The following is a 17684-nucleotide window of genomic DNA, read 5'->3' as shown; positions in this document are numbered from 1 at the left end:
GTACCCTGCGATGATAAATACAACAAAGCTTGATCCGATCGAAACCGCGTCCATTGATGAATTGCAGGCGTTGCAGACCGCGCGCCTGAAGTGGACGCTGAACCACGCCTACAACAACGTTCCGATGTACAAACGCAAGTTTGACGCCGCGGGCGTTCACCCTGACGATTTTAACGAGCTGGCGGACCTGCAAAAATTCCCGTGCACCACCAAGCAGGATCTGCGCGACAACTACCCGTTCGATACCTTTGCGGTGCCGATGGAGCAGGTGGTGCGCATCCACGCCTCGTCGGGCACCACCGGAAAGCCGACCGTGGTGGGATATACCCAGAATGATATCGACAACTGGGCCAATATAGTTGCCCGTTCCCTGCGCGCCGCCGGGGGCAGCGCGAAGGATAAAATTCACGTGGCCTACGGCTACGGGCTATTCACCGGCGGGCTGGGGGCGCACTACGGTGCCGAGCGTCTGGGTGCGACGGTGATCCCGATGTCCGGCGGCCAGACGGAGAAGCAGGCGCAGCTGATCCGCGATTTTCAGCCGGATATGATCATGGTGACGCCCTCATACTGCCTGAATTTAATTGAAGAGCTGGAGCGTCAGATGGGCGGTGACGCCAGCGCCTGTTCCCTGCGTGTCGGCGTGTTTGGCGCCGAGCCGTGGACGCAGGCGATGCGCCGCGAAATTGAAAAACGGCTGGGCATTACCGCGCTGGATATCTATGGTCTCTCCGAAGTGATGGGGCCGGGCGTGGCGATGGAGTGTCTTGAAACCGCTGACGGCCCGACCATCTGGGAAGATCACTTCTACCCGGAGATCGTCAACCCGAATGACGGCACGCCGCTGGCCGACGGCGAGCAGGGCGAACTGCTGTTCACCACCCTGACCAAAGAGGCGCTGCCGGTGATCCGCTACCGCACCCGCGACCTGACGCGCCTGCTGCCGGGCACTGCACGCACCATGCGCCGGATGGATCGCATCAGCGGGCGCAGCGACGACATGCTCATCATTCGCGGCGTGAACGTCTTCCCGTCACAGCTGGAAGAGGAGATCGTTAAGTTCGAACATCTTTCGCCACACTATCAGCTGGAGGTGAACCGCCGCGGGCATCTTGATTCACTTTCGGTGAAGGTCGAGCTGAAACAGAGCAGCTTAACGCTGACCCATGAGCAGCGCTGTCAGGTCTGCCATCAGCTGCGTCATCGGATTAAATCGATGGTGGGGATCTCGACCGACGTGATGATCGTTAACTGTGGCAGCATACCGCGCTCCGAGGGTAAAGCTTGCCGGGTGTTTGATTTGCGTAAAGTGGCAGCCAACGGTTGAATTCCCTCACCCCAGCCCTCTCCCACATGGGAGAGGGTGTATTAATTTCCCTCTCCCTTTGGGAGAGGGTTAGGGTGAGGGTACACTCCAGATTCGTATGCTATGATTCATCCAGGAAAAAAATAACAACAGAATGAATCACATGAATAAACTTGATGCCTTTATCCAGCATGCAGTCAGCTCTGTTCCCGTCAGCGGAACGTCGCTTATCTCCTCACTGTATGGCGACGCGCTTTCGCACCGCGGCGGAGAGATCTGGCTCGGCAGCCTGGCGGCCCTGCTGGAAGGGATGGGATTTGGCGAGCGCTTTGTGCGCACCGCGCTGTTTCGCCTCAACAAAGAGGGCTGGCTGGACGTGTCCCGCATTGGCCGCCGCAGCTTTTACCGTCTCAGCGACAAGGGGCTGCGTTTGACCCGCCGCGCGGAAAATAAAATCTACCGTGCGGAACTGCCGGCGTGGGATGGTAAATGGCTGCTGCTGCTCTCCGAGGGGCTGGATAAAACCACCCTCGCGGACGTGAAAAAACAGCTCATCTGGCAAGGGTTCGGCACGCTGGCGCCGAGCCTGATGGCCTCGCCGTCGCAGAACCTGGCGGACGTGCAGTCTCTGCTGCATGACGCGGGCGTGGCGGAAAACGTCATTTTCTTTGAGGCCCATTCACCGCTGGCCTTATCACGTGCGGCGTTACGAGCCCGCGTGGAAGAGTGCTGGCAGTTGACCGAACAAAACGCGATGTACGAAACGTTTATCAGCTCGTTCCGTCCGCTGTTGCCGCTGCTGAAAGAAGCGCCGCCTGAGGATTTGACCCCGGAACGCTGCTTCCAGATCCAGCTGTTACTCATTCATTTTTATCGTCGCGTGGTGCTGAAAGATCCGCTGTTGCCGGAGGAGTTACTTCCTGCGCACTGGGCGGGACAGAGCGCGCGACAGCTGTGCATTAACATCTACCAGCGCGTGGCGGCGGGAGCCCTGGCGTTTGTCAGTGAGAAGGGGGAAACCTCCGTGGGCGAGCTGCCCGCTCCCGGCACGCTTTATCACCAGCGTTTTGGTGGTCTGAATATCACATAAGGAGAGGGTATGCCTGTTTATCAAATTGATGGTCTGACGCCGGTCGTGCCTGAAGAGAGCTATGTTCACCCGACCGCGGTGCTGATTGGCGACGTGATCCTCGGCAAAGGCGTTTACGTGGGGCCCAACGCCAGCCTGCGCGGCGATTTTGGCCGGATCGTGGTGAAAGACGGCGCGAACATCCAGGATAACTGCGTGATGCACGGTTTTCCGGAGCAGGACACGGTGGTGGAAGAGGACGGGCATATCGGCCACAGCGCGATCCTGCACGGCTGCATTATCCGCCGTAATGCGCTGGTGGGGATGAATGCGGTCGTGATGGACGGGGCGACGATCGGCGAAAACAGCATCGTTGGGGCGGCGGCGTTTGTGAAGGCCAAAGCGGAAATGCCTGCGAATCACTTAATTCTTGGCAGTCCGGCGAAAGCGATTCGTGAGCTAAGTGCGCAGGAAATAGAGTGGGAAAAGCAGGGCACGCGGGAGTATCAGGTGCTGGTGGACCGTTGTAAGCAGACGCTGCACCAGGTGGAGCCGCTGCGGGAAGAAGAGCCAGGACGCAAACGGCTGGTCTTCGATGAGAATTTACGGCCCAAGTCGGCTGGCCGGGATAAATAAGGCTGTTCGCTCCCGCACGTTGATCAAGGCGTGAAAATGAGCTCAATACGCATCCGGCAGGGGCCGGTCAATCGACACCAGCTTTCCGCGCTTCATGGTGATATATCCCCCGGCTTTAAGATCTGCCAGCACGCGAAAGACATGCGTTCGTGACAGGTTAGTGCGCTTGATGATAAACAGCGCCAGGCCCTCATTCTCTCCCGTGTGGGTCTCCTGCCGATAGAGATAGCGGTACAGCATTGGTTTGATGGTCTGGTAGCTGGTGACCTGCCTGCGTTCATTGTGCAGGTCGATGGTAAATATGGACATGTAGGTCAGTATGGTGGCCAGCGCCTGCATGCGCTCAGGCCCGCCCTGGAAAAATATCTGGTCGAAGTCGACCCAGGATATTCTCACCAGCTTCACCTTCGCACTGCTGCGATATTCATACTTCGCCAGTGGACAATACCTTTCCATTAACCCTATCGGCATATACTCGATAGTATTGCCAATATTAAGGCCATCATCAGGCATTAATATCGTCAGCGACCCTTCAGTGCAAAAATAGATATAGCCATGCTCGACGGTGAGTTTTTTATTTGCGGCAACGGTTAAGGTCTCGCCTTTACAAAGCATGTGCGGAAAAAATTGCCCAATATTGAGTTGCTGATAATAGGTATGGATATCCTGAAAATTCACGCTAAGCCTCTCCCCGCAACGTTTGCCGTGGTAGCGAGTATAGCAGCAATAGGCCCCGAATTACGAACCCATAAATAACCAGTCCCATATGGGACTATGATGGAAAGGTATTCTGTTTAGAATGGTCGTCAATGAGTTCGCATTAAAATTATCCGCCAACAGTAAATATCCAGGCGGCGCAATTAATCTATGAGGCCATTCAATGAAATTAACCCTAATTGCTAAACATCTGGCGCTTGCCGGTGTGTTGACGTCGCTGTCGCTTTCCGCGTTTGCGGAAGTGCAGCCGCAGGATGCCACTGCCACGACCCGGCAGGTAAATAACGCCCTGTATAACAAATTACCGTTTGCCGATAAAACCGACTTTGAGAACGCCCATAAAGGTTTTATCGCCCCGCTGCCACAAAACATGATTAAAGGCGAGCAGGGGAACGTTATCTGGAACCCGGCGAAATATGATTTCGTGAAAGAGGGTGAGAAAGCCCCGGATACGGTAAACCCGAGCCTGTGGCGTCAGTCACAGTTGATCAACATTGGCGGGCTGTTTAAGGTCACCGACGGCGTGTATCAGATCCGTAATCTCGATCTCTCCAACATGACCATCATTGAGGGCGAGAAGGGCATTACCGTTATCGACCCGCTGTTAAGCGCTGAACCGGCGAAAGAAGCGCTGGATCTCTACTATGCAAACCGCGGCAAGAAACCGGTCGTCGCTGTGGTGATCACCCACAGCCACGTTGACCACTATGGCGGCCTGCGCGGCGTGGTTGACGAAGCTGACGTCAAGTCTGGCAAAGTGAAAATCTACGCGCCGGATGGCTTTATGAAAGAGGCGGTTTCCGAAAACATTATGGCCGGAAACGCGATGAGCCGCCGTGCGAGCTATATGTACGGCAACCTGCTGAAGCCGGATGCAAAAGGCCAGGTGGGTGCAGGCCTTGGCACCACCACCTCTGCGGGTACTGTCACCCTCATCCCGCCGACCGACTACATTACCCATACCGGTCAGGAAGAAGTGATCGACGGTTTGACCTACGACTTTATGATGGCGCCGGGTTCAGAAGCTCCGTCGGAGATGCTGTGGTATGTCAAAGAGAAGAAAATGATCGAGGCCGCAGAGGACGTGACCCATACTCTGCACAACACCTACTCCCTGCGCGGCGCGAAAATCCGCGACCCGCTGGCCTGGTCTAAGTACATTAACGCCGCCATTGAGCGCTGGGGCGCGGACGCGGAAGTGATTATTGCGCAGCACCACTGGCCGACCTGGGGTAACGAGAATATCGTCAAGCTGATGAAAGGTCAGCGCGATATGTACCGCTACATCAACGACCAGACCCTTCGTATGGCAAACAAGGGGCTCACCCGCGACGAGATCGCCGCCGAGTTTAAACTGCCGGAATCGCTGGAAAAACAGTGGGCAAGCCGCGGTTACTACGGCTCCGTTAGCCACGACGTCAAAGCCACCTACGTGTTTTATCTCGGCTGGTTCGACGGCAACCCGGCAACCCTCGACGAGCTGCCGCCTGAACTGGCTGCGAAGAAGTTCGTGCAGTACATGGGCGGCGCTGATGCCATCATGCAGAAAGCCAAAGCGGATTATCAGCAGGGTAATTACCGTTGGGTTGCTCAGGTGGTAAGCAAAGTGGTCTTTGCCGATCCTAACAACCAGGCTGCCCGTAATCTGGAAGCCGACGCGCTGGAGCAGTTAGGTTACCAGGCGGAAGCGGGCACCTGGCGTAACTTCTACCTGACCGGCGCGCAAGAACTGCGTAATGGCGTGAAGAAGCTACCGACGCCGAACACCGCCAGCCCGGATACCGTGCGGGCGATGACCCCGGAAATGTTCTTCGACTACCTGGGTGTGCACATCAACGGGGTGCGGGCCGGTAACGCGAAGGCGATCTTCAATGTCGATCTCGGTAAGGATGGCGGCAAATACAAGCTGGAGCTGGAAAACGGCGTGCTGAACCATACCGCCAACGCGCAGGCGAAGGATGCTGACGCAACCATCACGCTGGACCGTACCACGCTGAACAACATCATCCTTAAGAAAGAGACGCTGAAGCAGGCGATGGATAAGGGTGACGTGAAGGTGAGCGGAAACGGGGCGAAGCTGGAAGAGATGCTGAGCTACATGGACACATTTGACTTCTGGTTCAATATTGTGACGCCATAAGTTTAGCGTTCATCCTGGTTAATCCTGGCGCCTTGTTGCGATAAGGCGCCATTTTTTTATTCACGCATTGCCAGCGCGCTGGCGCTTGCCGGATCGAACAGCGAAATACTCTCGATCTGATCCAGCATGATCACTTTGCGAAAATCCATGGCGCTTTTGGGCTCTGAATCGAGCGTAATGTCATGCTCGGCATACCATTTGCTGTAGTTATGTTCGATACAGAGCTGCATGTTTTTCCCGTCACGGTAGCCGCTCAGCATCGGAATAAGCACGATATTGGCCGTTTTTTCATACTCCAGCGTGGCGGTATGGATCATCCCAATATAGATCCGCCGCGATTTCAGCGTGACGTGCGCCAGTTCACCTTCCTCCATGCACTGATAGAGCAGCTGTTCAATCCCGCTCGATTGCGCCAGCCGCTTGTAGAGCTTTTTTCGGCCTTCGCCGTCCAGCCGCGCGCTCCCGGCCCAGTTCGAGCGGTAGAGACAGAACAGGATCGCGAAGGTCAGCATTACCACCACCGGGGCCTGAATCCCCAGGAAGCTCCAGTTCATAAAATCAATTTGCCAGTCGGCATATTTTGCAGACGTGAAATGGAACGTGTTATCGGCGGCGGAGAGGGCGAACAACAGCAGCCACAACAGGCCGGTGGCGATCACTCCCTGAAGAACAAAAATACAGCCATACAGCGCCACAAGAAAATAGACGTCCCAGCCAAAGGAGCGCTTGATTTTAAACCGTGTTGAGAGGTCGCGGCTGGTGTACCAGTACCCGCATACCATCAATACCATGAATATTGCCGTTCCCATTTCAGGCCCTCTTCAGCGCGTTGACATGGCGCAGAAAGTCCTGCCGCACCTCGTGGCTTTTGTAGTTAACCGAGGCGTTTCCATCCTGATCGATGATGATGCGGTCGCCATCCTCTACGGCTTCGATAATTTCCTGGTGACTCATGACCTGCAACAAGGATTCCGGGCTGGAAAAGAGCGTCATCAGTAAATGTTTCATCGCGTGACATCCTTATGAATTAAAAGGATAAGTCTGGAAGATAAATGGCACCTTTGCCTTAAGGTTATCCCTAAAAAAACGGCAGCCTGGCGGCGAAATTAAACTTTATGCACAAAATGGTTGCGCGAGGTAACATTTCAGGTCTTTGAAAAATAATAAGAATAAAAAATATACCTGCGCAAACTTGGACAAATAACGTTAATTGTGTAAGTTTAAATTATGCGATTTCGCTACGTTGTTTACACCCAGGATGTGACCCATGAGCACGTTGCCGTCCGTCATCAGTCGGTTCGTTGATTACTACGCCACGCTGGATACCCAGCCACCTTCGGCGCTGGCGGGGATTTATCGCGCCGATGCCACGCTTATCGATCCCTTTGGCGAACATAGCGGGGTGTTCGCGATCCAGCGCTATTTCACCCACTTGCTGGCTAACGTCCAGCACTGTCGCTTTACCGTTGATGCGCCGTTGCAGCAGGGCGATCGCTTTGTGGTCACCTGGATGATGCACTGGTCGCACCCGCGTATTGCCCGGGGTGCAGTGCGACAGCTGCCGGGCTGCTCCGTGGTAGGCATGCGCGACGATCGCATTGTTCGCCAGCGGGATTACTACGATGCCGGAGAGATGATTTACGAACATCTCCCGATACTCGGCTGGGCCGTACGCGGCGTGAAGCGGAGAGTGAAATCATGAAAACGGTTCTGATCACCGGCGCAAGCTCGGGCATCGGGGCGGGGCTGGCGAAATCTTTTGCCGACGATGGTTACCGGGTGATTGCCTGCGGGCGCGATGCGCAACGTCTGGCCGCTGTGCATCAGCACAGCCCCAACATCACGGTGCGCCTGTTCGATATGACAGACAGGGACGCCTGTCGCCAGGCGCTGGCGGACTGTGCTGCCGACACGGTGATTCTCTGCGCCGGAACCTGCGAGTATCTCGACCGCGGCGAGGTGGATGCCGGGCTGGTGGCGCGGGTCATGACCACCAATTTCATGGGGCCGGTAAACTGCCTTGCGGCGTTGCAGCCGCAACTGGTATCCGGCAACCGCGTGGTGCTGGTCAGTTCGATGGCGCACTGGCTTCACTTCCCGCGAGCCGAAGCCTATGGGGCCTCTAAAGCGGCGTTAACCTGGTTTGCCGACACGCTGCGCCTCGACTGGGAACCGAAAGGGATTGCCGTCACGGTCGTTTCACCCGGTTTTGTCGACACGCCGCTGACCCGCAAAAACGATTTCCCGATGCCGGGCCGGGTCAGCGTGGGGGACGCCGTCCACGCCATTCGTCGCGGTCTGGCAAAAGGGAAGGATCACATCGCGTTTCCCGCCGGGTTCAGCCTGGCGCTGCGCCTGCTTTCCGGCCTGCCCGATGTACTTCAGCGCGCACTGCTGCGCAGGATGGTGCGACCATGAAAATCGCAATTATCGGCAGCGGCATCGCCGGGTTAACCTGTGCCTGGCGGCTCGCCGGACATCATCAGATCACGGTGTTTGAGGCGCAGGCCACCCCGGGCGGCCATACTGCAACGGTAGATGTCGACACGCCCCAGGGTACCTTTGCCATCGATACCGGTTTTATCGTCTACAACGACCGCACCTATCCGCGCTTCATGGGGCTGCTCAGCGAACTGGGCATCAGCGGGCAAAAAACGCAGATGAGCTTTTCGGTGCAGAACCCGCAGAGCGGGCTGGAGTATAACGGGCACACGCTGACGTCGCTGTTCGCCCAGCGTCGTAATCTGCTGAACCCTGCCTTCTGGACGCTACTGAAGGAGATCGTGCGCTTTAACCGGCTGGCGAAACAGACGCTCCGGGGCGAAGTCGATGGATCCGCCACGCTGGAAACGTTCCTGCGCCAGCACCGCTTTACGCCCTTTTTCGCGCGCCACTACATCCTGCCAATGGGGGCGGCTATCTGGTCGTCGTCGATACAGGAGATGAAACGCTTTCCGCTGCCGCTCTTTTTACGCTTTTTTGAAAACCACGGTCTGCTGGACATTACCCATCGTCCGCAGTGGTACGTCGTGCCAGGCGGCTCCCGGGAGTATATCCGCGCGATGATGGACAAGCTTGGCGATCGCCTGACGCTGCACCTCAACGCGCCGGTTCAGAAGGTTGTTCGCCACGATCGTGGCGTCGATATTGAGCGGGAAGGCGTCACTCATACCTTCGATCAGGTGATCTTCGCCTGTCACTCTGCTCAGGCGCTGGCGATGCTCGCCAGCCCAACGCAGGCTGAACGTGAGGTGCTGGGTGATATCGGCTGGCAGCGTAACGAGGTGGTGCTTCACCGCGATCCGCGCTGGCTGCCGGTGCGCGAACGCGCGTGGGCCAGCTGGAACTACCGCCTCAGCGAGCAGGATCGGGCCAGCGCCTGTGTCACCTACAACATGAATATCTTGCAGGGACTGCCGCCGGGTAGCCCGCTGTTTTGCGTCACCCTCAACCCGGAAACGCCGGTGGAAGAACGCTATGTGCTGCGCCGCTTTGTCTATGAGCATCCGCTTTTTAACCCGCAAAGCTGGCAAGCTCAGGCCCGGCGCGGCGAAATAAATGGTCGCCATCGGAGCTGGTTCTGCGGCGCGTACTGGTACAACGGCTTCCACGAAGATGGCGTGCGCAGTGCGCTGGACGTGGTCAACGCTATCGCGGCCGGGGAGGGCAACTGAGATGAACAGCTGCCTTTACCACGGTACATTGCGCCATCGTCGGCTTGCGCCGAAAACGCACCATTTTACCTATAGCGTGTTTATGGCGTGGCTCGATCTCGATGAGCTGGACGCGCTGCCCTCTGTCGGCGTGCGTCGTAACCGCGTTGCGCCCGCGGCATTTTATGATGCGGACTACCCGCTGGGCACGCCGCTCAAAAAGCGCGTCCTTGAGCGTCTGGAAAAGCTGACCGGCGAGCGTCCGGCGGGGCGGGTCATGCTTCTGACTCAGCTGCGCTATTTCGGTTTTCATTTCAACCCGGTCAATTTTTACTACTGCTATGACGGCGAAGACACTCTGCGCTGGGTTCTCGCCGAAGTGCGTAACACGCCGTGGAATGAACGACATTACTACGCGGTAGCGGGGCGGGACGCCCCGCCGACGCAGAAAGCGTTTCACGTCTCGCCCTTTAATCCGATGGATATGGTTTACCACTGGCGCTTCAACAGCCCGGACAGCACGCTGCGCATGCATATCGAAAACCATCAGGAGACGAAGGTGTTTGATGCCACCCTGACGCTACGCCGGGCGCCGCTGACGCGCGCAGCGCTGCGTTCGCTGCTGGCGCGGATCCCGTTGATGACCCTCAAAACCGTTTTCGCCATTTACTGGCAGGCGCTCAGGCTGTGGCTGAAGCGCGTGCCGCTGCATAACCATCCCCTCAGCAGGAGTGAACGCTCATGACCGATCCCGTCTTTGCGCTTGAACCCGATATCCCGCGCAACGTCCGCGTCGCGCGATGGTTGCTCTTCCGCCTGCTGAACGGTCTGCGCGGTGGCTCGCTGACGCTGCGTGAAGGCGCGCAGACGTTCCAGTTCGGCGACGCCTCCGCCGCGCTTCATGCTGAGGTGCAGGTACTTGCTCCGGGCGTCTACTGGCGCATTTTAACCGGGGGCAGCCTCGCCGCGGCACAAGCGTGGATGGATGGCGACTGGGAGACGCCCCATCTGACGCCGCTGCTGGAGCTGATTGCACGTAATAGCCAAATCCTCGGGCAACTGGAAAAAGGGTTTCGCCTGCTCGGGAAACCGGTGGAGCGGCTACGGCACTGGATGCGGCGCAACTCCCGCGCTCAGGCGCGTGAAAATATTGCCGCCCATTACGATCTGGGCAACGCCTTCTACGCCCATTTCCTTGATGAAGACCTGCTGTACTCCAGCGCGCTGTTTAACGGGGACGAGCAGGATTTGAACGCGGCTCAGCAGGCGAAAATGGCCAGGCTGTGCGACCAGCTGGCGCTCACGGCAAACGATCATCTGCTGGAGATTGGCACCGGCTGGGGGGCGATGGCGGAGTACGCCGCCCGTCACTACGGCTGTCGGGTGACCACCACCACGCTGTCGCAGGAGCAGTACCACTGGGCCACCGCGCGGATCGCCCGGGCAGGGTTGCAGGATCGCGTTGAGGTGCTGCTTTGCGACTACCGCGATCTGACCGGGGTTTACGACAAACTGGTCTCGGTTGAGATGATCGAAGCCGTCGGCCAACGCTACCTGCCAACGTTTTTCCGTACCTGTCAGGCGCGTCTGCGTCCAGGCGGGCGGATGGCGATTCAGGCCATCACCATTCAGGATCAACGCTATCGCGACTACAGCAAAAGCGTCGATTTTATTCAGCGCTACATCTTCCCCGGCGGCTTTTTGCCCAGCATCACCGCCATGAATGAACTGATGACCCGCCATACCGATTTTGTGGTGCGTAATCTCTTCGATATGGGGCCGGACTACGCCCGCACGTTGGCGCACTGGCGTCAGCGTTTCGTTCACGCCTGGCAGGAGATTGAAAAGCTCGGGTTTGATGACCGTTTCCGGCGGATGTGGCTGTACTACCTCGGCTACTGTGAAGCCGGGTTTAATGCCCGCACCATCAGCGTGGTGCAGTTGACTGCGGAACGCGTATGAAGCGTTACGGGCAGGTATTTCTGTTGGCCATCGGTTTTGATCTCTACTGGACGCTGGTGGTGCTGTTTCGCGAGCAGGGGCTGGTCATCTGGATCGCGCTGGCGGTGCTTGCCTGGCTGTTATTACCGCCATCACACCGGGTATACGCCCTTGTGCTGGCGGCGTCGGGTGCGCTGCTGGACGCCCTCTGGGCGCTGACGGGGCTGATTGCGTTCACAGGCGCGTCCCTGATGCCGCTATGGATGGTGGCGCTGTGGCTAATGTTTGCCACCGTCTGGACGCACCTGACCCGCACGACCACCTTGCCAGGATGGTTGCTGACGGTGCTGGCGACTCTGGGCGGACCGGTAGCCTACCTGATCGGCGAGCATCTTGGGGCCATTACGTTTCAGGAGCCGACCTTTATCGTCGTCAGCTGGATGTTCCCCGGCTGGCTGGTGCTGATGCTGTTTTTCCACCTGTTGATGGGGAGACAACAATGAGAAATCTGGTACTGATGCTCGCGTTATCCGTCTTCACCTGTACCGTGCAGGCGGCAGACTGGCTGAGCTGGCGCAAGGTGGGTGACGCCACCCTCACCTGGGGGCCGTTTACCGTCTATACCTCTCAGCTTCTGACGCCCGACGGCAGCTATACAGGATTAGACGGCGATAATGCGCTGATTATCACCTATGCCCGGGACATCGATGGTGACGACCTGGTCGAGGCGACCCGCGACCAGTGGCAGGCGCAGGGCATTTTGCAGCAGGAGCCGCAGAGTGAAGCCTGGCTACGCATGCTGTCCACGCTCTGGCCCGACGTCACGCCCGGCACGCAGCTCGCGTTTGTGGTTAATAACGGCCAGGGACAATTCTGGTATCGCCCCACGGCGTCGCAGAAAAAATTTACGCCACTCGGGCCACGCCAGACGGCAGCGTTTAGCTCACGCTTTCTGGCGATATGGCTCGATCCCCGCACCGAATATCCTGAACTGCGTCAGCAGTTAACTGGAGGAGCACAATGAAACGTTTCTTGCTAGTGGCGCTTGCCCTGACGATGCTGGTGGCCGGATGTAGCACCGAGGTGACAGAGTATCGTCAGCAGCAGCCACGGCTTGATATTTTTACTTACTTCCAGGGGAAAACCGAGGCGTGGGGGATGGTGCAGGATCGCAGCGGTAAGCAGATCCGCCGTTTTCACGTCGAGATCGCCGGGGATGTTATCGGCGATACGCTGACCCTGAACGAGCATTTTGTCTACGATGACGGCGAAAAGCAGCAGCGCGTCTGGCATATCCGCCGCGTTGGGCAGAATCGCTATGAAGGCACGGCGGGTGACATAGAAGGTGTCGCGACAGGCCAGGCGGCGGGCAATGCCCTTAACTGGCGCTACAGCATGAACGTGAAGGCGGACGGCAAAACCTGGCTGCTGCACTTTGATGACTGGATGTATTTGCAGGACAGTACCCGTCTGTTCAATAAAACGGAGATGAAGAAATTTGGCGTCACCGTCGCCACGGTGACGCTGTTCTTTACCCGCAAAGAGGGCGGTTAATTCTCTTCGGGCTGAAGTTTACTGCTTGAGTAAATGAAGAAGAGCGCAATACTCAGGCAGACGACGGCCCCGAAACGGCTCACTGAAAACGGAATGGCTTCATTGTTCAGCCAGCCAAAGTTATCAATCAGCATGCTCATGGCCAGCTGGCCCAGGATAACCGCTACCGTGGCAACAGCGGTCCCGATGCGCTGCACCGCGAGCACCATAATCACGATATAGGGCACGCCGCACAGGGCGCCCAGAAGCTGCCATTTGGGTACATCCATCAGGCTGACCGCCTGTTTCGGCTCAAAAAAGAAGATCAGCAGGGCGGTCACCAGCGCGCCGACGGAAAACGTCAGAAACGCACTTTTGAATACCCCCACGCTGCTGCCTAATTGCCCGTTGATGGCAGCCTGAATGCTCAGCGTTGCGCCGCCAATCACCGCCAGAATAATCATAATCACTGTCATAACGTTACCCCTGCGCCACGAGAATGAGCGCGGCGATGATAAATCCCAGCGCAATAATGCGTTTTGTATCGATCCTGCGGTGCGGCGTACCCAGCAGGCCATAGTGGTCAATAATCAGGCTTTTAAAAACCTGGCCTGCCAGAATGCCGATCATCGTCATGGCAATGCCGATCGCAGGCGTGGCAATGGTGAGAATGATGACGTAAACCGGGCCGAGCACGCCGCCCAACAGGTGCCATGAAGGCTGCGCAAAAAATGAGGGACTGTTGCGGGGGCTGAAAAACAGCATCAGCAGAAACGTTAGCCCCGTTCCCACGCTAAATATGCTGAACGCCGCCCACAGGTCGCCCACCTCTGCGCCCAGCGGCCCCAGCAGCCCGGCTTCCACGGACAGCCCCATGCCACCGGCAATCACCAGTAAAATTAAAATAATGTGCATAATGCTTTTTCTCCTTTTTCCAGGCGGTGAAGATTACGTCTGAACATCATTGAGAAAAATGCCATAATGCAGGAAACACCTGTGCAGGAAATGCATTAATGATAGATGCCGGACATATCAGCATTCGCGCGCTGCTGATCTTCATCGATGTTTATGAAACGCAGAATTTCTCCGTGGTGGCGAGGCGGGAAGGGATTTCTGCGTCGCAGGTCTCACGCGTGATCCACCAGCTTGAGGACGCCCTCGGGCAACAGCTTTTCTACCGCAACACGCGGGCGATTATGCCCACAGAGAGCGGGCATCTTTTTGTGCGCTATGCCCGGGCGATGGCCGGGAATATGGAGGACGCGCGACGCGAGCTGGATGAACGCGCCCGCGAGCCGTCGGGCACGCTGCGTATCAATGGCCCGGTCTTTTTCGGACAGAGGCACATCGCGCCTGGCCTGCCGGGGCTTCTGGCGCGTTACCCTCGTCTCTCCATTGAACTGACCCTCACCGACGATTTTATCGATCCGCACCGTGACGCCGCAGACGTTATCTTCCGCATCGGCGCGCTGACGGACTCCTCGTTTCACGCCCGGGTGTTTGGTCAGCAGTTCTACCATCTGGCGGCCTCGCCGGACTATCTGCAAAAACATGGCGCGCCCGAGGGGCCGGACGATCTCAGCCTTCACCACTGTCTGGTTTACCGCGGCTCGTCCGGGCCTAACCGCTGGCTGATCCGACAGCCGGGCGAGGCGTGGGTTCACTATCCCATCGTACCGCTGATGACTTCCAATAACGCGGAAACGCTCCTGATTGCGGCGCTGGGCGGTATGGGCGTTGTGCTTTTCCCGGACTGGATGGTGAGCGAACGACTCAAAAGCGGTGAGCTGGTGGCACTGCTGCCGGAAATGGAGTGTTCAATTAATACGGAGCCATTGACGATTGCGGCGATTTACCCGAACGCGCGTCATCCGCCCCTGAACGTCAGGGCGGTGATTGATTACTATATTGAGCGATTCGGTACGCCGCTGTACTGGCAAACCTGAAGGTTAGCGGGCAAGCTCGCGACGGATAATGTCAGCCCCGGCGCTTAACGCCTTCAGCTTACCGTTGGCGACCTGGCGGGAAAGGGGAGCCATACCGCAGTTGGTGGACGGATAGAGCTTATCTGCATCAACAAACTGCAACGCCTTGCGCAGCGTATCGGCGACCTCTTCAGGCGTTTCGATGGTCTGGGTGGCGACGTCAATTGCCCCGACCATCACTTTTTTACCACGGATAAGCTCCAGTAGATCCATCGGCACGCGTGAGTTGTGGCACTCCAGCGAGATAATATCGATCTTTGAGGTCTGCAACTTAGGAAACGCCTCTTCATACTGGCGCCACTCGGAGCCGAGCGTCTTTTTCCAGTCCGTATTGGCTTTGATGCCGTACCCGTAACAGATATGTACCGCGGTTTCGCATTTCAGTCCTTCAATGGCGCGCTCCAGCGCGGCAATGCCCCAGTCATTCACCTCGTCGAAAAAGACGTTAAAGGCAGGTTCATCGAACTGAATAATGTCGACACCGGCCGCCTCCAGCTCGCGGGCTTCCTGATTAAGGATTTTTGCGAACTCCCAGGCCAGCTTTTCACGGCTTTTATAGTGAGCATCGTATAGCGTGTCGATCATGGTCATCGGGCCGGGCAGCGCCCACTTGATCGGCTTGTCCGTCAGCTGGCGCAGGTATTTCGCGTCGTCAACAAACACCGGTTTCTGACGCGCCACCGCGTCTACCACGGTCGGCACGCTCGCATCGTAACGGTTACGGATGCGTACCGTCTGACGGTTCTCAAAATCCACGCCGCTGAGATGTTCAATAAAGGTGGTGACGAAATGCTGGCGAGTTTGTTCCCCGTCGCTGACGATATCAATCCCGGCGCGAATCTGTTCATCCAGAGACAAACGCAGCGCATCCTGTTTCCCTGCAAGTAATTCCTCGTCCTGGAGTTTCCACGGCGACCAGAGCGTTTCCGGCTGCGCAAGCCAGGTGGGTTTCGGCAGGCTGCCAGCCGTCGATGTCGGGAGCAATGTTTTCATGAGAAGAACCTTTTATCCGTATTAAATGAAAGCGTGAAGTGATGAGACCACTGCTCAAGAAGGGTTTTGTAGGGTTTGATAAACCGCTCTTCGGTATATTTCCCCTGTTCAATGGCCAGCCGGCTGCGCTCTTCGCGGTCATAGACGATTTTTGTTAATGAGTGATCCTGCTGATTCAGGTCGGGCTGATAGCACTGTCCCGCAGCGGAATTGGCATTGTAAATTTCCGGTCGATAGATCTTCTGGAACGTCTCCATGGTGCTGATGGTGCCGATCAGCTCCAGATTGGTGTAATCACGCAGTAAATCGCCGGTGAAGAAGAAGGCGAAAGGCGCGACGCTGTTTTCCGGCATGAAGTAGCGAACCTTCAGGCCCATCTTCGCGAAGTACTGTTCCGTTAGCGACTCGCCGTCCGGCTGGTACTCATACCCCAGCACCGGGTGGTGGTTACCGGTACGACGATAGGTGTCTTTGCTGGAGACGCTCAGGCAGATCACCGGCGCTTTTTTGAAGTTCGCCTGATATTCCGCAGAATGAACGAAGCTTTTAAAGATATTGCCGTGCAGCTCGCCAAAATTCTCGGGGAGGGTAAAACGGGGTTGATCTTTATTATGCTCCAGCAGCAGGACGCTGAAATCATAGTCACGAACATACGATGAGAAGTTATTTCCGACGATGCCTTCGATGCGCTCGTGGGTTTTTTTATCCACAATCGTCGTTTGCAGAATTTCGATGGCCGGGAAGGTAAAATCGCCGCCGATATTCATATCGACTGAAATAATCTCCAGCTCGACGGCATAGCGGTCCGCCTTTGGGTTATCCCAGCTCGCCAGCGCGTTAAAGCGGTTGTTGATCATCACCAGCGTGTTGCGCAGGTTCTCCTGACGCTTCTCGCCACGCGCCAGGTTGGCGAAGTTGGTGGTGGTACGCGTGTTTTCTGACGGGTTATAATTTTCATCAAAGCAACTGCGCTTAAGGGTAAATGTGAAAGCCTGACTCATTTGGTTATGCATCCTAAGTTCATGTTGCCGGAACGTTATCAATGCATAATTTATGCCTGAGCCACTGGCGCAGGGGAAGTGACTTAATTTCACTGCGTCATGAGGGTTCTTCATGAACTGCGCGATTCAGGTATAATCCCCCGACATTTCCAACCGGTTTAAACGAACATGACAAAACTCACCCTGCAAGAGCAGATGCTGAAAGCGGGCTTGGTCAGCAGTAAAAAGATGGCGAAGGTCCAGCGCACGGCGAAAAAATCCCGCGTCCAGGCTCGCGAGGCGAGAGAGGCTGTTGAAGAGAACAAGAAAGCCCAGCTGGAGCGTGATAAGCAGCTGAGCGAACAGCAAAAACAGGCGGTGCTGGCAAAAGAGTTCAGGGCGCAGGTGAAGCAGCTGATTGAGATGAACCGCATCACCGTGGCGAAGGGCAACATTACCTTTAACTTTACCGACGGCAACCTGATCAAAAAAATCGAGGTCGATAAGCATACGCAAACCCAGCTGATCAACGGCCGTCTGGCGATTGCCCGACTGGTGATTAATGCGAAGGGCGACTGTGATTACGCGATTATCCCGGCGGTGGTGGCGGATAAAATTGCCCAACGCGATGCGGACAGCATTGTGCTTAACAGCGCGCTGAGTCAGGAAGAGCAGGACGAAGACGATCCGTACGCAGACTTTAAAATCCCTGACGATTTAATGTGGTAATC

Annotated in this window: 21 protein-coding genes; 14 read left to right on the top strand and 7 right to left on the bottom strand. The window is 56.8% G+C overall.

Going from position 1 to position 17684, the window contains the following annotated elements; all coding sequences use genetic code 11:
* Positions 1 to 10 precede the first annotated feature (10 nt).
* From paaK to paaY, 3 genes are all read left to right on the top strand, one after another.
* Positions 11 to 1327: a phenylacetate--CoA ligase PaaK gene (gene paaK / locus DD597_RS12445; RefSeq protein ID WP_022648028.1), complete on the top strand. Its 1317-nt coding sequence runs from the start codon at positions 11 to 13 to the stop codon at positions 1325 to 1327.
* Positions 1328 to 1460: 133 nt separating this feature from the next.
* Positions 1461 to 2396 carry a phenylacetic acid degradation operon negative regulatory protein PaaX gene (gene paaX, locus DD597_RS12440; RefSeq protein WP_003857327.1) on the top strand — a complete coding sequence of 312 codons (936 nt, stop codon included), beginning with the start codon at positions 1461 to 1463 and terminating at the stop codon, positions 2394 to 2396.
* Positions 2397 to 2405: 9 nt separating this feature from the next.
* Positions 2406 to 3011, top strand: a complete 606-nt coding sequence (gene paaY / locus DD597_RS12435; RefSeq protein WP_129256239.1) for a phenylacetic acid degradation protein PaaY — start codon at positions 2406 to 2408, stop codon at positions 3009 to 3011.
* Positions 3012 to 3053: 42 nt separating this feature from the next.
* Here the strand turns inward: paaY and DD597_RS12430 are convergent, their stop codons facing one another.
* Positions 3054 to 3689 carry a helix-turn-helix domain-containing protein gene (locus DD597_RS12430; RefSeq protein ID WP_032658346.1) on the bottom strand — a complete coding sequence of 212 codons (636 nt, stop codon included), beginning with the start codon at positions 3687 to 3689 and terminating at the stop codon, positions 3054 to 3056.
* Positions 3690 to 3891: 202 nt separating this feature from the next.
* Here DD597_RS12430 and DD597_RS12425 point away from each other — a divergent pair, with 202 nt between their 5' ends.
* Positions 3892 to 5868: an alkyl/aryl-sulfatase gene (locus tag DD597_RS12425; protein ID WP_032658347.1), complete on the top strand. Its 1977-nt coding sequence runs from the start codon at positions 3892 to 3894 to the stop codon at positions 5866 to 5868.
* Positions 5869 to 5924: 56 nt separating this feature from the next.
* Here the strand turns inward: DD597_RS12425 and DD597_RS12420 are convergent, their stop codons facing one another.
* On the bottom strand, positions 5925 to 6677 hold the full coding sequence (locus DD597_RS12420) for a hypothetical protein (protein ID WP_022651152.1): 753 nt from the start codon (positions 6675 to 6677) through the stop codon (positions 5925 to 5927).
* Position 6678: 1 nt separating this feature from the next.
* Positions 6679 to 6876, bottom strand: coding sequence for a hypothetical protein (locus tag DD597_RS12415; protein ID WP_003857318.1), 198 nt, complete (start codon positions 6874 to 6876; stop codon positions 6679 to 6681).
* Between the two features lie 259 nt (positions 6877 to 7135).
* Between DD597_RS12415 and DD597_RS12410 the strand changes: the two genes are divergently transcribed.
* Genes DD597_RS12410 through DD597_RS12375 form a run of 8 tightly spaced genes read left to right on the top strand, consistent with a single transcriptional unit; the run spans position 7136 to position 13016 of the window.
* The gene (locus DD597_RS12410) at positions 7136 to 7570 is read left to right on the top strand and encodes a nuclear transport factor 2 family protein (protein ID WP_129256238.1); all 435 of its coding nucleotides are present in this window, start codon (positions 7136 to 7138) and stop codon (positions 7568 to 7570) included.
* Positions 7567 to 8286, top strand: a complete 720-nt coding sequence (locus DD597_RS12405; protein WP_129256237.1) for an SDR family NAD(P)-dependent oxidoreductase — start codon at positions 7567 to 7569, stop codon at positions 8284 to 8286. The genes DD597_RS12410 and DD597_RS12405 overlap by 4 nt, the downstream gene beginning before the upstream one ends.
* On the top strand, positions 8283 to 9542 hold the full coding sequence (locus DD597_RS12400) for an NAD(P)/FAD-dependent oxidoreductase (protein WP_129256236.1): 1260 nt from the start codon (positions 8283 to 8285) through the stop codon (positions 9540 to 9542). The genes DD597_RS12405 and DD597_RS12400 overlap by 4 nt, the downstream gene beginning before the upstream one ends.
* Before the next feature lies 1 nt (position 9543).
* Complete coding sequence (locus tag DD597_RS12395) at positions 9544 to 10266, top strand: DUF1365 domain-containing protein (RefSeq protein ID WP_129256235.1); 723 nt, start codon at positions 9544 to 9546, stop codon at positions 10264 to 10266.
* On the top strand, positions 10263 to 11483 hold the full coding sequence (locus DD597_RS12390; RefSeq protein WP_003857310.1) for a cyclopropane-fatty-acyl-phospholipid synthase family protein: 1221 nt from the start codon (positions 10263 to 10265) through the stop codon (positions 11481 to 11483). Before DD597_RS12395 ends, DD597_RS12390 begins: the two co-directional genes overlap by 4 nt.
* Positions 11480 to 11965 carry a DUF2878 domain-containing protein gene (locus tag DD597_RS12385; protein ID WP_003857308.1) on the top strand — a complete coding sequence of 162 codons (486 nt, stop codon included), beginning with the start codon at positions 11480 to 11482 and terminating at the stop codon, positions 11963 to 11965. The genes DD597_RS12390 and DD597_RS12385 overlap by 4 nt, the downstream gene beginning before the upstream one ends.
* Positions 11962 to 12486, top strand: a complete 525-nt coding sequence (locus tag DD597_RS12380; protein ID WP_023314102.1) for a hypothetical protein — start codon at positions 11962 to 11964, stop codon at positions 12484 to 12486. The genes DD597_RS12385 and DD597_RS12380 overlap by 4 nt, the downstream gene beginning before the upstream one ends.
* Entirely contained in the window at positions 12483 to 13016 is a 534-nt protein-coding gene (locus DD597_RS12375) for a DUF3833 domain-containing protein (protein ID WP_023314103.1), read from the top strand. The genes DD597_RS12380 and DD597_RS12375 overlap by 4 nt, the downstream gene beginning before the upstream one ends.
* Here the strand turns inward: DD597_RS12375 and DD597_RS12370 are convergent.
* Positions 13013 to 13471: a DMT family transporter gene (locus DD597_RS12370; RefSeq protein WP_023314104.1), complete on the bottom strand. Its 459-nt coding sequence runs from the start codon at positions 13469 to 13471 to the stop codon at positions 13013 to 13015. The two genes, DD597_RS12375 and DD597_RS12370, sit on opposite strands and share 4 nt — an antisense overlap.
* A 4-nt stretch (positions 13472 to 13475) precedes the next feature.
* Positions 13476 to 13910: a DMT family transporter gene (locus DD597_RS12365; RefSeq protein ID WP_003857304.1), complete on the bottom strand. Its 435-nt coding sequence runs from the start codon at positions 13908 to 13910 to the stop codon at positions 13476 to 13478.
* A 98-nt stretch (positions 13911 to 14008) separates the two neighbouring features.
* On the opposite strand from DD597_RS12365, the gene DD597_RS12360 reads away from it, so the two are divergent.
* Entirely contained in the window at positions 14009 to 14941 is a 933-nt protein-coding gene (locus tag DD597_RS12360) for a LysR family transcriptional regulator (RefSeq protein ID WP_003857303.1), read from the top strand.
* Between the two features lie 3 nt (positions 14942 to 14944).
* Here DD597_RS12360 and DD597_RS12355 read toward each other — a convergent pair whose 3' ends face one another.
* Together DD597_RS12355 and DD597_RS12350 are read right to left on the bottom strand one after the other, a co-directional pair.
* Complete coding sequence (locus DD597_RS12355; protein ID WP_003857302.1) at positions 14945 to 15973, bottom strand: methionine synthase; 1029 nt, start codon at positions 15971 to 15973, stop codon at positions 14945 to 14947.
* On the bottom strand, positions 15970 to 16974 hold the full coding sequence (locus tag DD597_RS12350) for a DUF1852 domain-containing protein (protein WP_032610219.1): 1005 nt from the start codon (positions 16972 to 16974) through the stop codon (positions 15970 to 15972). The genes DD597_RS12355 and DD597_RS12350 overlap by 4 nt, the downstream gene beginning before the upstream one ends.
* Positions 16975 to 17142: 168 nt before the next feature.
* On the opposite strand from DD597_RS12350, the gene DD597_RS12345 reads away from it, so the two are divergent.
* Positions 17143 to 17682 carry a DUF2058 domain-containing protein gene (locus DD597_RS12345; RefSeq protein ID WP_129256234.1) on the top strand — a complete coding sequence of 180 codons (540 nt, stop codon included), beginning with the start codon at positions 17143 to 17145 and terminating at the stop codon, positions 17680 to 17682.
* Positions 17683 to 17684: the final 2 nt, after the last annotated feature.

It is taken from the genome of Enterobacter cloacae complex sp. 677-3DZ2D5B (assembly GCF_004136695.1).
GTDB lineage: Bacteria > Pseudomonadota > Gammaproteobacteria > Enterobacterales > Enterobacteriaceae > Enterobacter > Enterobacter hormaechei_C.
This window is presented reverse-complemented; position numbering and strand designations above follow the sequence as displayed.

Coding starts and splice junctions, on each gene's coding strand:
- DD597_RS12410 (WP_129256238.1), top strand. CDS start 7,136: ATGAGCACGTTGCCGTCCGTCATCAGTCGGTTCGTTGATTACTACGCC.
- DD597_RS12370 (WP_023314104.1), bottom strand. CDS start 13,471: ATGACAGTGATTATGATTATTCTGGCGGTGATTGGCGGCGCAACGCTG.
- DD597_RS12345 (WP_129256234.1), top strand. CDS start 17,143: ATGACAAAACTCACCCTGCAAGAGCAGATGCTGAAAGCGGGCTTGGTC.
- DD597_RS12375 (WP_023314103.1), top strand. CDS start 12,483: ATGAAACGTTTCTTGCTAGTGGCGCTTGCCCTGACGATGCTGGTGGCC.
- DD597_RS12420 (WP_022651152.1), bottom strand. CDS start 6,677: ATGGGAACGGCAATATTCATGGTATTGATGGTATGCGGGTACTGGTAC.
- DD597_RS12355 (WP_003857302.1), bottom strand. CDS start 15,973: ATGAAAACATTGCTCCCGACATCGACGGCTGGCAGCCTGCCGAAACCC.
- DD597_RS12380 (WP_023314102.1), top strand. CDS start 11,962: ATGAGAAATCTGGTACTGATGCTCGCGTTATCCGTCTTCACCTGTACC.
- DD597_RS12405 (WP_129256237.1), top strand. CDS start 7,567: ATGAAAACGGTTCTGATCACCGGCGCAAGCTCGGGCATCGGGGCGGGG.
- DD597_RS12400 (WP_129256236.1), top strand. CDS start 8,283: ATGAAAATCGCAATTATCGGCAGCGGCATCGCCGGGTTAACCTGTGCC.
- DD597_RS12395 (WP_129256235.1), top strand. CDS start 9,544: ATGAACAGCTGCCTTTACCACGGTACATTGCGCCATCGTCGGCTTGCG.
- paaX (WP_003857327.1), top strand. CDS start 1,461: ATGAATCACATGAATAAACTTGATGCCTTTATCCAGCATGCAGTCAGC.
- DD597_RS12360 (WP_003857303.1), top strand. CDS start 14,009: ATGATAGATGCCGGACATATCAGCATTCGCGCGCTGCTGATCTTCATC.
- DD597_RS12350 (WP_032610219.1), bottom strand. CDS start 16,974: ATGAGTCAGGCTTTCACATTTACCCTTAAGCGCAGTTGCTTTGATGAA.
- DD597_RS12425 (WP_032658347.1), top strand. CDS start 3,892: ATGAAATTAACCCTAATTGCTAAACATCTGGCGCTTGCCGGTGTGTTG.
- DD597_RS12365 (WP_003857304.1), bottom strand. CDS start 13,910: ATGCACATTATTTTAATTTTACTGGTGATTGCCGGTGGCATGGGGCTG.
- paaK (WP_022648028.1), top strand. CDS start 11: ATGATAAATACAACAAAGCTTGATCCGATCGAAACCGCGTCCATTGAT.
- paaY (WP_129256239.1), top strand. CDS start 2,406: ATGCCTGTTTATCAAATTGATGGTCTGACGCCGGTCGTGCCTGAAGAG.
- DD597_RS12415 (WP_003857318.1), bottom strand. CDS start 6,876: ATGAAACATTTACTGATGACGCTCTTTTCCAGCCCGGAATCCTTGTTG.
- DD597_RS12385 (WP_003857308.1), top strand. CDS start 11,480: ATGAAGCGTTACGGGCAGGTATTTCTGTTGGCCATCGGTTTTGATCTC.
- DD597_RS12390 (WP_003857310.1), top strand. CDS start 10,263: ATGACCGATCCCGTCTTTGCGCTTGAACCCGATATCCCGCGCAACGTC.